General features: G+C 51.9%; 11 protein-coding genes and 1 pseudogene. 7 read left to right on the top strand and 5 right to left on the bottom strand.

From position 1 onward, the window contains the following. Nucleotides 1–48: 48 nt before the first annotated feature. Nucleotides 49–2139, top strand: a complete 2091-nt coding sequence (locus LG381_RS02330) for a YccS/YhfK family putative transporter (protein WP_000269296.1) — start codon at nucleotides 49–51, stop codon at nucleotides 2137–2139. Between the two features lie 91 nt (nucleotides 2140–2230). Here the strand turns inward: LG381_RS02330 and argD are convergent, their stop codons facing one another. The 5 genes and pseudogenes from argD to ppiA all read right to left on the bottom strand — a co-directional run bounded on the left by argD (nucleotide 2231) and on the right by ppiA (nucleotide 5567). Beyond that, a complete protein-coding gene (gene argD / locus LG381_RS02335) occupies nucleotides 2231–3451 on the bottom strand; it encodes a bifunctional acetylornithine/succinyldiaminopimelate transaminase (RefSeq protein WP_225761971.1) in 1221 nt (406 codons plus the stop codon). Nucleotides 3452–3536: 85 nt separating this feature from the next. Continuing rightward, entirely contained in the window at nucleotides 3537–4100 is a 564-nt protein-coding gene (pabA, locus tag LG381_RS02340; protein ID WP_000601866.1) for an aminodeoxychorismate synthase component 2, read from the bottom strand. Between the two features lie 31 nt (nucleotides 4101–4131). Then, entirely contained in the window at nucleotides 4132–4734 is a 603-nt protein-coding gene (locus LG381_RS02345; RefSeq protein ID WP_225761972.1) for a putative adenosine monophosphate-protein transferase Fic, read from the bottom strand. Then, nucleotides 4724–4891, bottom strand: a complete 168-nt coding sequence (locus tag LG381_RS02350) for a YhfG family protein (RefSeq protein ID WP_000736864.1) — start codon at nucleotides 4889–4891, stop codon at nucleotides 4724–4726. Before LG381_RS02350 ends, LG381_RS02345 begins: the two co-directional genes overlap by 11 nt. 104 nt (nucleotides 4892–4995) lie before the next feature. Further along, nucleotides 4996–5567 (bottom strand): annotated as a pseudogene (gene ppiA / locus LG381_RS02355) (peptidylprolyl isomerase A). A 267-nt stretch (nucleotides 5568–5834) separates the two neighbouring features. On the opposite strand from ppiA, the gene tsgA reads away from it, so the two are divergent. The 6 genes from tsgA (at nucleotide 5835) to LG381_RS02385 (ending at nucleotide 12915) form a co-directional block, all read left to right on the top strand. Further along, nucleotides 5835–7016 carry an MFS transporter TsgA gene (gene tsgA / locus LG381_RS02360; RefSeq protein ID WP_222680801.1) on the top strand — a complete coding sequence of 394 codons (1182 nt, stop codon included), beginning with the start codon at nucleotides 5835–5837 and terminating at the stop codon, nucleotides 7014–7016. A gap of 261 nt (nucleotides 7017–7277) precedes the next feature. Continuing rightward, entirely contained in the window at nucleotides 7278–9821 is a 2544-nt protein-coding gene (gene nirB, locus LG381_RS02365; protein WP_000049233.1) for an NADPH-nitrite reductase large subunit, read from the top strand. After that, nucleotides 9818–10144, top strand: coding sequence for a nitrite reductase small subunit NirD (nirD, locus tag LG381_RS02370; protein WP_225761973.1), 327 nt, complete (start codon nucleotides 9818–9820; stop codon nucleotides 10142–10144). Before nirB ends, nirD begins: the two co-directional genes overlap by 4 nt. Nucleotides 10145–10269: 125 nt before the next feature. Then, the gene (nirC, locus tag LG381_RS02375; RefSeq protein WP_225761974.1) at nucleotides 10270–11076 is read left to right on the top strand and encodes a nitrite transporter NirC; all 807 of its coding nucleotides are present in this window, start codon (nucleotides 10270–10272) and stop codon (nucleotides 11074–11076) included. An 18-nt stretch (nucleotides 11077–11094) separates the two neighbouring features. Beyond that, nucleotides 11095–12468, top strand: a complete 1374-nt coding sequence (gene cysG / locus LG381_RS02380; RefSeq protein WP_105280498.1) for a siroheme synthase CysG — start codon at nucleotides 11095–11097, stop codon at nucleotides 12466–12468. A 279-nt stretch (nucleotides 12469–12747) separates the two neighbouring features. Continuing rightward, nucleotides 12748–12915, top strand: coding sequence for a YhfL family protein (locus LG381_RS02385; protein ID WP_001031834.1), 168 nt, complete (start codon nucleotides 12748–12750; stop codon nucleotides 12913–12915). The last annotated feature ends 50 nt before the right edge of the window (nucleotides 12916–12965 follow it).

Here is a 12965-nt window from a genome sequence, read left to right on the forward strand (position 1 = left end):
CCGTCGGAGTGGCGCGTTACTGAGTAGCGCGCCATTTTGTTTAACCCGATGTGGCGCAGACTGATTTACCATCCTGATATCAACTATGCACTACGACAAACGCTGGTGCTATGTTTGCCCGTGGCCGTTGGTCTATTGCTTGGCGAATTAAGGCTTGGGCTGCTCTTTTCCCTCGTCCCCGCCTGTTGCAATATTGCGGGGCTTGATACGCCCCATAAACGCTTTTTCAAACGTTTAATTATTGGTGCGTCGCTGTTTGCCACCTGCAGCTTGCTAACACAACTGCTGCTGGAAAAAGATATCCCCCTGCCATTTCTGCTGACAGGGTTAACGTTGATACTTGGCGTTACTGCCGAGTTAGGGCCATTACACGCAAAATTACTTCCCGCATCGCTGCTGGCAGCTATTTTTACCTTAAGTCTGGCGGGATACATGCCCGTCTGGGAACCGTTGCTCATCTATGCGTTGGGTACACTCTGGTATGGGCTGTTTAACTGGTTTTGGTTCTGGCTCTGGCGCGAACAACCGCTACGCGAGTCACTTAGCCTGCTGTACCGTGAACTGGCAGATTATTGCGAAGCCAAATACAGCCTGCTTACCCAGCACACCGATCCTGAAAAAGCGTTGCCACCGCTGCTGGAACGCCAGCAAAAAGCGGTCGATTTAATTACTCAGTGCTATCAGCAAATGCATATGCTTTCCGCGCAAAATAATACCGATTACAAGCGGATGCTGCGCATTTTCCAGGAGGCGCTGGATTTACAGGAACACATCTCGGTCAGTTTGCATCAGCCAGAAGAGGTGCAAAAGCTGGTCGAGCGTAGCCATGCGGAGGAGGTTATCCGCTGGAATGCGCAAACCGTCGCCACTCGCCTGCGCGTGCTGGCTGATGACATTCTTTACCATCGCCTGCCGACGCGTTTTACGATGGATAAGCAAATTGGCGCACTGGAAAAAATCGCCCGCCAGCATCCGGATAACCCTGTAGGGCAATTCTGCTACTGGCATTTCAGCCGCATCGCCCGCGTGCTGCGAACGCAAAAACCACTCTATACCCGTGACTTACTGGCCGATAAACAGCGCCGAATGCCGTTACTCCCGGCGCTGAAAAGCTATCTTTCCCTGAAATCGCCAGCACTGCGTAATGCAGGACGACTGAGTGTGATGTTAAGCGTTGCCAGCCTGATGGGCACCGCGCTGCATCTGCCGAAATCCTATTGGATACTAATGACGGTATTGCTGGTGACGCAAAATGGTTATGGCGCGACTCGTCTGCGAATTGTGAATCGTTCTGTCGGAACCGTGGTTGGATTAATTATTGCAGGTGTTGCACTGCACTTTAAAATCCCTGAAGGTTACACCCTGACGCTGATGCTTTTCACCACGCTCGCCAGTTACCTGATATTGCGCAAAAACTACGGCTGGGCGACGGTCGGTTTTACCATTACCGCTGTATATACCCTGCAACTGTTATGGCTGAATGGCGAGCAGTACATCATCCCCCGTCTAATCGATACTATCATCGGTTGTCTGATTGCCTTCGGCGGCACAGTTTGGCTGTGGCCGCAGTGGCAGAGCGGCTTATTGCGCAAGAACGCCCATGACGCCTTAGAAACTTACCAGGAGGCCATTCGTCTGATCCTCAGTAAAGATCCGCAACCTACGCCACTAGCCTGGCAACGAATGCGGGTTAATCAGGCGCATAACACCTTGTATAACTCATTGAACCAGGCGATGCAGGAACCGGCGTTTAACAGCCATTATCTGGCAGATATGAAACTGTGGGTTACGCATAGTCAGTTTATTGTTGAGCATATTAATGCCATGACCACGCTGGCGCGGGAGCACCGGGCATTGCCGCCGGAACTGGCGCAGGAGTATTTGCAGTCTTGTGAAATCGCTATTCAACGCTGTCAGCAGCGGCTGGAATATGATGAACCGGGGAGTTCTGGTGACGCCAATATCATAGACTCGCCAGAGATGCTGCCACACGAAGGCGCGTCTGGCACGCTGGAGCAGCATTTACAACGCGTTATTGGCCATCTGAATACAATGCACACCATTTCAGCGATGGCCTGGCGGCAGCGACCGCATCACGGGATTTGGTTGAGTCGGAAGTTACGGGATTCGAAGGCGTAATATCATTATTGCCAGAAGCAAACCGTAGGTCGGATTAGGCGTTCACGCCGCATCCGACATGCTTTGCCTGATGCGACGATGACACGTCTTATTACGCCTCAACCACCTTCGCCACCGCGCGGGCAAAACGTTGCATCCCTTCATCGATATCCGCATCTTCCACCACCAGCGATGGTGCAAAACGCATCACATCTGTCCCGGCGTTCAGCACCATTACGCCAGCCTCGGCGCCCGCATAAAGGAAATCGCGCGCCCGACCTTTGTACTGTGGCTTAAGCTCGGCACCAATCAACAACCCCATACCGCGAATATCGCTAAACACATCAAACTGCTGATCTATCTTCTGCAAATGGTCAACAAAACGCTGGCGTTTCGCCTGAATGCCTTCCAGCACTTCAGGGGTATTGATGATATCAAAGGCCGCGCCAGCTACTGCACAGGCCAGCGGATTACCGCCGTAGGTGGAACCATGCGAACCAGGATGAAACGCAGAAGCAATCTCCGCCGTAGTCAGCATGGCGCTAATCGGAAAGCCACCACCTAACGCTTTCGCGGAAGTCAGAATATCCGGCGTCACGCCATAGTGCATATAAGCAAACAGATCGCCGGTGCGCCCCATCCCACACTGCACTTCATCAAATACCAGCAATGCCTGATGCTGATCGCACAGTTCGCGCAAGCCCTGCAAAAACGCTGGCGTCGCCGCCGTCACGCCCCCCTCGCCCTGAATCGGCTCAACCACCACCGCGCAGGTGTGATCATCCATCACTGCTTTCACTGCGTGGAGATCGTTAAAGGGAACGTGAATGATGTCTGCCGGTTTTGGCCCAAAGCCGTCGGAATATTTCGGCTGCCCGCCTACCGAGACGGTAAACAGCGAGCGTCCATGAAAGGCGTTATGGAAGGCAATAATTTTGGTTTTGAACGGGCTATGGCGCACGCAAGCGTAATGACGCGCCAGTTTAAAGGCCGTTTCGTTGGCTTCCGTCCCGGAGTTCATAAACACCACGCGTTCGGCAAAGGTTGCCTCGATCAGCTTACGCCCGAGACGCAGCGCCGGTTCATTGGTGAAAACGTTGCTGATATGCCATAGCGTTTCCCCCTGGGTTTTTAACGCTTCCACCAGCGCCGGATGGCAATGGCCTAATGCCGTAACCGCAATGCCACCCGCGAAATCGACGTACTCTTTGCCTTGCTGATCCCAGACTCGGCTGCCCTGACCTTTTACCGGAATAAACTCTGCCGGTGCATAAATCGGCAGGATCACTTCATCGAAAGTCGCGCGTGTAATTGCTGCTTGTTCAGTTGCCATCTCATGATCACCCTGTTACGCATAAATCAATGTGAAATTATAATCACAAAATATGCATAAAAAATCACTAGATAGCAACCAGAAATCAGCGATGCAGGAAATTCGCCAGCAATTGATGCCCCTGTTCGCTGAGAATGCTTTCCGGGTGGAACTGCACACCTTCAAGATCCCACTGGCGATGGCGAATCCCCATAATCTCGCGGGTTTCGCTCCAGGCAGTCACGTCAAAGCACGCTGGCAATGAGTCAGGTTCTACCACCAGCGAATGGTAGCGCGTCACGGTGAGTGGATTTGCCAGACCGCGAAATACCCCCTGGCCGTTATGCGTAATCGGTGAAGTTTTGCCGTGCATGACCTTTGCGGCGCGCACGACTTTGCCGCCAAAAGCCTGCGCCATCGCCTGATGACCGAGGCAGACGCCAAGAATCGGCAAGCGTCCGGCATAGTGACGAATAGTCTCAAGGGAGATCCCGGCTTCATTGGGCGTACAGGGGCCAGGTGAGATGACAATTTTCTGCGGTTTAAGGGCGTCGATATCCGCCAGCGTCAACGCATCGTTGCGCTTAACCAGCACATCCGCCCCCAGTTCACAAAAGTACTGGTAGAGGTTCCAGGTGAAAGAATCGTAGTTATCAATAAGCAGGATCATGGCGGCTCCGGTACGAAAGAACCGCGCTATTTTACTCAGATTCCCCGGCTTCGCTTACCACTTTGCTAAATATCGTCTGCAGCGCAGAGAGATCGCCCATAGCCCCGCTCTGATTTGCCTGATTCCAGGTCTCTTTTTCGATACCCTGCCAGCTCAGTTGATAGCCCGCATGAACAGCCAGTTGCTCGAAGAAGATCCGCTGTGCCAGGCCACTTCCCGCACGGAATGGATGCAGGACATTGATTTCACAATAGTAGTGCGCCAGCCGCTCGACGAACTTCGCTTTCTCAAGGCCGACCAGGTAACCTTCTTCCTCCAGAGCCTGCATCAGGGCATTGCCCTCTTTTTCAATATAGGCAAAGTGGCAGAACGGTGTATCCCCCTGATAAATATCGACTTCACGCAGTTGCCCCGCCCAGTCGAAAATATCCTGATACAGCTGGCGATGAATAGCGCGCAAATGCGGTAAACCACGCACCAACGGACCAAGCTCAATGGTCGCGGCACGCAGCGCCGTCATTTCGTAAGCCGCCTGCTCCAGCCGCTGCTGTTGGCGGATATCCAGCCGATTACGCATGATATCGAGGCCAGGATAGAGATACGGGTCGCGCCCTTCGCCGAATTTATCGCTCATAGTGCCTCCTTAGCTCTTCAAGGCGCACCAAAGCCTCAGCGGCAGTAAGAGTGACTAATGGCATCTCGACGCCTTCAAGACGGCGACTGGCCTGGAAATTACGATTACGCTGAAGCTCCCAGAGACGGGACTTTTGCTTATCGGTGAGTTTCTTCACTGGATGCCTCCCTGAACGTGTCCATTTGCCACAAGTATAAGCGGCAAATCCGGGTTACGCCGGAAGAGCAGATGCGCGGACAATTTTGCCCGCGCGAGAAATCGTTACGGCAGGACTTTAGCGGAAAGGATAACGACCGGCTTTGACGGCACATTCTGGTATGGACCAACGTCATGAGTCGGCACCTGGGAAATCTTATCGGCAACGTCCATACCTTTCACCACTTTACCAAAGACGGCGTAGCCGAAATCACGCTGACCGTGGTCAAGGAAGGCATTGTCGGCTACGTTGATAAAGAACTGACTGGTTGCGCTGTCTTTGTCCGCAGTTCGCGCCATAGCAATAGTGCCGCGCGTATTGCGCAGGCCGTTATCGGCTTCATTTTTGATTGGCGGGTTTGGTTTTTTTTCTGCATCTGCTCGGTAAATCCGCCGCCCTGAATCATAAAGCCAGGGGTAACGCGGTGAAAGGTGGTGTTGTTATAAAAACCACTGTTCACATAATCGACAAAGTTTTGCACTGATACCGGCGCTTTCTGGCTATCCAGCTCCAGTTCGATATTACCAGCAGAGGTTGTTAACAATACGTGCGGATCCCCTTTCGCTGCCATTGCTACGGGTGAGAGAGCAGAAAGAGCGAAAACAGCAGCCATCGCCGCCAGGGTCGATTTGAACATGAGATTTCCTTAACAAACAGAGCAGAAAAAAAGCAAGTGGAGAGATTCTAAATAGCCTTCAATAACAAGGCCATTCCTTTACCTAATTTTACGTACTTGAAATATATGTAACCTGATGATCACTTTTATTTCGTGATCAGAATCACTTTAATGTTTGCAAATTAGCAACCGTTTGCAATTAAATATTTAATCAGATCACAAAATCACCTAAAATCGCCCGCTCACAGCATATCCACTATGCCATTTATCTTTTAACGCAGGCCAATCATGACTAACAGCAATCGCATCAAGCTCACATGGATTAGCTTTCTTTCCTACGCACTGACCGGTGCGTTGGTTATTGTCACCGGGATGGTGATGGGAAATATCGCCGATTATTTCAATCTGCCCGTTTCCAGTATGAGTAATACCTTCACCTTCCTCAACGCCGGCATTTTAATCTCTATCTTCCTCAACGCATGGCTGATGGAAATCGTCCCGTTGAAAACGCAGTTACGTTTTGGCTTTCTCCTGATGGTGCTGGCGGTTGCCGGTTTGATGTTCAGCCACAGCCTGGCGCTGTTCTCGGCGGCGATGTTCATCCTTGGGGTGGTCAGCGGTATCACCATGTCGATTGGTACATTCCTGGTAACGCAAATGTATGAAGGGCGCCAGCGCGGTTCCCGTCTGCTGTTTACCGACTCCTTCTTCAGTATGGCCGGGATGATTTTCCCGATGATCGCCGCATTTCTGCTGGCGCGCAGCATTGAGTGGTACTGGGTTTATGCCTGCATCGGGTTGGTGTACGTCGCTATTTTTATTCTGACCTTCGGCTGTGAGTTCCCGGCGCTGGGCAAACATGCGTCAAAAGCTGACGCCCCGGTAGCGAAAGAAAAGTGGGGGATCGGCGTGCTGTTTCTCTCGATTGCTGCGCTGTGCTACATCCTCGGTCAGCTAGGTTTTATCTCCTGGGTGCCAGAGTACGCCAAAGGTCTGGGCATGAGCCTGAACGACGCGGGTACGCTGGTAAGCAACTTCTGGATGTCGTACATGGTCGGCATGTGGGCGTTCAGCTTTATTCTGCGTTTCTTTGACCTGCAACGTATTCTGACCGTGCTGGCAGGCCTGGCTGCGATTCTGATGTACGTCTTTAACACCGGAACACCAGCGCATATGGCATGGTCTATTCTTGCTCTGGGCTTCTTCTCCAGCGCAATCTATACCACCATCATCACGCTGGGTTCCCAGCAGACAAAAGTACCATCGCCAAAACTGGTTAACTTCGTACTCACCTGTGGAACCATCGGCACCATGCTGACCTTTGTGGTTACCGGTCCGATCGTAGAACATAGCGGTCCACAGGCGGCACTGCTCACTGCAAACGGTCTGTACGCTGTGGTATTCGTGATGTGCTTCCTGTTAGGTTTTGTCAGCCGTCACCGTCAGCACAACACCCTGACCTCTCATTAATTGCCAATGCCGGGCGGCACTTTTGTCGTCCGGCTTATTCAGCTCTTCTCCCGCAACGTGCCTTCATCTCTATAAATGCTTTTATTTTGTCTGTTTTTTGCACAAACATGAAATATCAGACAATTCCGTGACTTAAGAATATTTATACAAATCAGCAATATACCTCTTAAGGAGTATATAAAGGTGAATTTGATTTGCATCAATAAGTGGGGTTGCTGAATCGTTAAGGTAGGCGGTAATAGAAAAGAAATCGAGGCAAAAATGAGCAAAGTCAGACTCGCAATTATCGGTAACGGTATGGTCGGCCATCGCTTTATCGAAGATCTTCTTGATAAATCTGATGCGGCCAACTTTGATATTACCGTTTTCTGTGAAGAACCGCGCATCGCTTATGACCGCGTACACCTCTCGTCTTACTTCTCTCACCACACCGCCGAAGAGCTGTCGCTGGTGCGCGAAGGCTTTTACGAGAAACACGGCATTAAAGTTCTGGTCGGCGAACGCGCTATCACCATCAACCGTCAGGAGAAGGTGATTCACTCCAGCGCCGGGCGTACCGTTTATTATGACAAGCTGATCATGGCGACCGGTTCCTACCCGTGGATCCCGCCGATCAAAGGTTCTGATACCCAGGATTGCTTTGTCTATCGCACCATTGAAGACCTCAACGCGATTGAATCCTGCGCCCGTCGCAGCAAGCGCGGTGCCGTTGTTGGCGGTGGCCTGTTAGGTCTGGAAGCCGCTGGCGCGCTGAAAAACTTAGGCATTGAAACCCACGTTATCGAATTTGCCCCTATGCTGATGGCGGAACAGCTTGATCAGATGGGCGGCGAGCAGCTGCGTCGCAAAATCGAAAGTATGGGCGTGCGCGTTCACACCAGCAAAAACACCCTTGAAATTGTGCAGGAAGGTGTCGAAGCGCGTAAAACCATGCGTTTTGCCGACGGTAGCGAGCTGGAAGTTGACTTTATCGTCTTCTCTACCGGTATCCGTCCGCGCGATAAGCTGGCGACCCAGTGTGGTCTGGACGTTGCTCCGCGTGGGGGTATCGTAATCAATGATTCCTGCCAGACTTCCGATCCGGATATCTACGCTATCGGTGAATGCGCAAGCTGGAACAACCGTGTCTTTGGTCTGGTCGCACCAGGTTACAAAATGGCGCAGGTCGCCGTTGACCACATTCTCGGTAGCGAAAACGCCTTTGAAGGCGCTGACCTTAGCGCCAAGCTGAAACTACTGGGCGTGGACGTTGGCGGTATTGGCGATGCGCATGGCCGTACACCAGGCGCTCGTAGCTATGTTTACCTCGACGAAAGCAAAGAGATCTACAAACGCCTGGTTGTCAGCGAAGACAACAAAACCCTGCTCGGTGCGGTACTGGTGGGCGATACCAGCGATTACGGCAACCTGCTGCAACTGGTGCTGAACGCTATCGAACTGCCAGAAAACCCAGATTCCCTGATCCTGCCAGCGCACTCCGGTAGCGGTAAGCCATCTATCGGTGTAGATAAACTGCCGGACAGCGCACAAATCTGCTCCTGCTTCGACGTCACCAAAGGCGACCTGATTGCTGCTATCAACAAAGGCTGCCACACCGTTGCGGCGCTGAAAGCCGAAACCAAAGCCGGTACTGGCTGCGGCGGCTGTATCCCGCTGGTCACTCAGGTACTGAATGCGGAACTGGCGAAACAGGGTATCGAAGTTAACAACAACCTGTGCGAACACTTTGCTTATTCGCGTCAGGAACTGTTCCATTTGATCCGCGTTGAAGGCATTAAAACCTTCGAAGAACTGCTGGCGAAACACGGCAAAGGCTACGGTTGTGAAGTTTGTAAACCGACCGTCGGTTCGCTGCTGGCCTCCTGCTGGAACGAATACATTCTGAAGCCGGAACATACTCCGCTGCAGGATTCTAACGACAACTTCCTCGCTAACATCCAGAAAGACGGCACCTACTCGGTGATCCCGCGTTCTCCGGGCGGTGAAATCACCCCGGAAGGGCTGATGGCGGTAGGTCGTATCGCGCGTGAATTTAATCTCTACACCAAAATCACCGGCTCCCAGCGCCTGGCGATGTTTGGCGCACAGAAAGACGATCTGCCGGAGATCTGGCGTCAGCTGATTGAAGCCGGCTTCGAAACCGGTCATGCCTATGCGAAAGCACTGCGTATGGCGAAAACCTGCGTGGGTAGCACCTGGTGCCGCTACGGCGTTGGCGACAGCGTCGGCCTCGGCGTGGAACTGGAAAACCGCTACAAAGGCATCCGTACTCCGCACAAAATGAAGTTCGGTGTCTCTGGCTGTACCCGTGAATGTTCAGAAGCTCAGGGTAAAGACGTGGGTATCATCGCCACCGAAAAAGGCTGGAACCTGTACGTTTGCGGTAACGGCGGCATGAAACCGCGTCATGCGGATCTGCTGGCGGCGGATATCGATCGCGAAACGCTGATCAAATATCTCGACCGTTTCATGATGTTCTACATCCGTACCGCCGACAAACTGACGCGTACCGCGCCGTGGTTAGAAAACCTCGAAGGCGGTATTGATTACCTGAAAGCGGTGATCATTGACGACAAACTGGGGCTGAACGCACATCTGGAAGAGGAGATGGCGCGCCTGCGTGAAGCGGTAGTGTGTGAGTGGACTGAAACGGTTAATACGCCGTCTGCGCAGACTCGCTTCAAACACTTCATCAACAGCGACAAGCGTGACCCGAACGTGCAGATGGTGCCAGAGCGCGAACAGCACCGTCCGGCAACGCCGTATGAACGTATCCCGGTAACTCTGGTGGAGGACAACGCATGAGCCAGTGGAAAGACATCTGCAAAATCGATGACATCCTGCCTGAAACCGGCGTCTGCGCGCTGTTAGGTGACGAGCAGGTTGCAATTTTCCGCCCGTATCACAGCGACCAGGTGTTTGCGATCAGCAACATCGATCCGTTCTTCGAATCCAGCGTGCTGTCACGCGGGCTGATTGCGGAGCATCAGGGTGAGCTGTGGGTTGCCAGCCCGCTGAAAAAACAGCGTTTTCGCTTAAGCGACGGCTTGTGCATGGAAGACGAACAGTTTTCCGTCAAGCATTACGAAGCGCGAGTGAAAAACGGCGTGGTACAGCTACGCGGTTAATGTTTTAACGGGAGGCGCAATGCCTCCCCTTTTTGCATGGTCCTGTAATAACCTTCGGTATATTGCAGGACATTTTTTAAACTTTTTGTTTTATTTTTTGTTTTTATTTTTTAAAGGATAATCAAATGTTTACAAACACTATTAATAAGTGTGCGGCTAACGCTGCGCGCATTGCACGCCTGTCGGCAAATAACCCGCTCGGCTTTTGGGTCAGCTCCGCCATGGCGGGCGCGTATGTGGGTCTTGGGATCATCCTGATTTTCACGCTCGGTAACCTGCTCGATCCATCCGTCCGTCCTCTGGTGATGGGCGCGACCTTTGGTATCGCCTTAACGCTGGTAATTATCGCCGGTTCTGAACTGTTCACCGGACACACCATGTTCCTCACCTTTGGGGTGAAAGCGGGCACCATTAGCCACGGGCAAATGTGGGCAATCCTGCCGCAAACCTGGCTGGGTAACCTGGTAGGTTCCGTCTTCGTTGCCATGCTTTATAGCTGGGGCGGCGGTAGCCTGCTGCCGGTAGATACCAGCATCGTTCACTCCGTCGCGCTGGCTAAAACCACTGCACCGGCAATGGTACTGTTCTTCAAAGGCGCATTGTGTAACTGGCTGGTTTGCCTGGCTATCTGGATGGCGCTGCGCACTGAAGGGGCGGCGAAATTTATCGCTATCTGGTGGTGTCTGCTGGCATTTATCGCGTCTGGCTATGAGCACTCCATCGCTAACATGACGCTGTTCGCGCTCTCCTGGTTCGGCAACCACAGCGAAGCCTACACGCTGGCAGGTATTGGGCATAACCTGCTGTGGGTGACGCTGGGTAATACTTTATCGGGCGCCGTATTCATGGGATTGGGTTATTGGTATGCTACGCCGAAAGCGAATCGTCCGGTTGCGGACAAATTTAATCAAACTGAAACGGCTGCAGGTTAATCAGTAAGGGGTTTTTACGTGGATCATTTGCCTATATTTTGCCAATTACGCGATCGCGACTGTCTGATTGTCGGCGGTGGTGATGTTGCGGAACGCAAAGCAAGGTTGCTGTTAGACGCGGGCGCTCGCTTAACGGTGAATGCATTAGCGTTTATTCCACAGTTCACCGCATGGGCAGATGCTGGCATGTTAACCCTCGTCGAAGGGCCATTTGATGAAAGCCTTCTCGACCCCTGCTGGCTGGCGATTGCCGCGACGGATGATGACGCGCTTAACCAGCGCGTCAGCGAAGCCGCCGAAGCTCGCCGCATCTTCTGTAACGTGGTCGATGCGCCGAAAGCCGCCAGCTTCATTATGCCGTCGATTATTGACCGCTCACCGTTGATGGTAGCGGTCTCCTCTGGCGGCACCTCGCCGGTTCTGGCGCGACTGCTGCGCGAAAAACTCGAATCACTGCTGCCGCTACATCTGGGCCAGGTAGCGAAATACGCCGGGCAGTTACGCGGTCGGGTGAAACAACAGTTCGCGACAATGGGCGAGCGTCGCCGTTTCTGGGAAAAACTGTTCGTTAATGACCGCCTGGCGCAGTCGCTGGCGAATAACGATCAGAAAGCCATTACTGAAACGACCGAACAGTTAATCAACGAGCCGCTTGACCATCGCGGTGAAGTGGTGCTGGTTGGCGCCGGCCCTGGCGATGCCGGGCTACTGACGCTGAAAGGTCTGCAACAAATTCAGCAGGCTGATGTGGTGGTCTACGACCGTCTGGTTTCTGACGATATTATGAATCTGGTACGGCGCGATGCTGACCGCGTTTTCGTCGGTAAACGCGCGGGATACCACTGCGTACCACAGGAAGAGATTAACCAGATCCTGCTGCGGGAAGCGCAAAAAGGCAAACGCGTGGTGCGTCTGAAAGGCGGCGATCCGTTTATTTTTGGCCGTGGTGGCGAAGAGCTGGAAACACTGTGCAACGCGGGTATTCCGTTCTCGGTAGTTCCGGGTATTACCGCAGCTTCTGGTTGCTCTGCTTATTCGGGTATTCCACTTACGCATCGCGATTATGCTCAGAGCGTACGCTTAATTACCGGACACTTAAAAACCGGTGGTGAGCTGGACTGGGAAAACCTGGCAGCAGAAAAACAGACGCTGGTATTCTATATGGGACTAAATCAGGCTGCGACCATTCAGCAAAAATTGATTGAACACGGAATGCCAGGCGAAATGCCAGTGGCGATTGTCGAAAACGGGACGGCGGTAACGCAACGCGTGATTGACGGTACGCTCGCGCAGCTGGGCGATCTGGCGCAGCAAATGAACAGTCCATCATTAATTATTATTGGCCGGGTTGTTGGTTTGCGCGATAAATTAAACTGGTTCTCAAACCATTAATTTAAACAAATTTAATTAAGGTCAGATATTTCTGACCTTTTTTTATTTACAATAATCACCATATTAATTTTTATCTTCATTAGACATAAAACAACTTTTTAACTAATTCCTTATTTTAATAACCACCTACAGTTACAGGGGCTTACAAATATAATCGAAATATTAATAGCCCACTCACTGACGTGTAATAGATATTCCTGTATTGTCTCTAACGAGCTGTTTGCTTATATTCATATAATTAATGAATATTACTCGATATATTTTACATAGGGAATGAAAATGAACAAATTTATTAAAGTAGCACTGGTAGGTGCGGTACTGGCTACATTGACTGCATGTACCGGTCATATCGAAAACCGTGATAAAAACTGCTCTTACGACTACCTGCTGCACCCGGCAATTTCTATTTCTAAAATCATTGGCGGCTGCGGTCCTACTGCACAGTAATCTCTTAATAGAAATCGGTTAATGTCGGTTTAATTGCCTGACGCCCTCTG

It is taken from the genome of Escherichia sp. Marseille-Q3837 (assembly GCF_916618735.1).
Lineage (GTDB): Bacteria > Pseudomonadota > Gammaproteobacteria > Enterobacterales > Enterobacteriaceae > Escherichia > Escherichia ruysiae.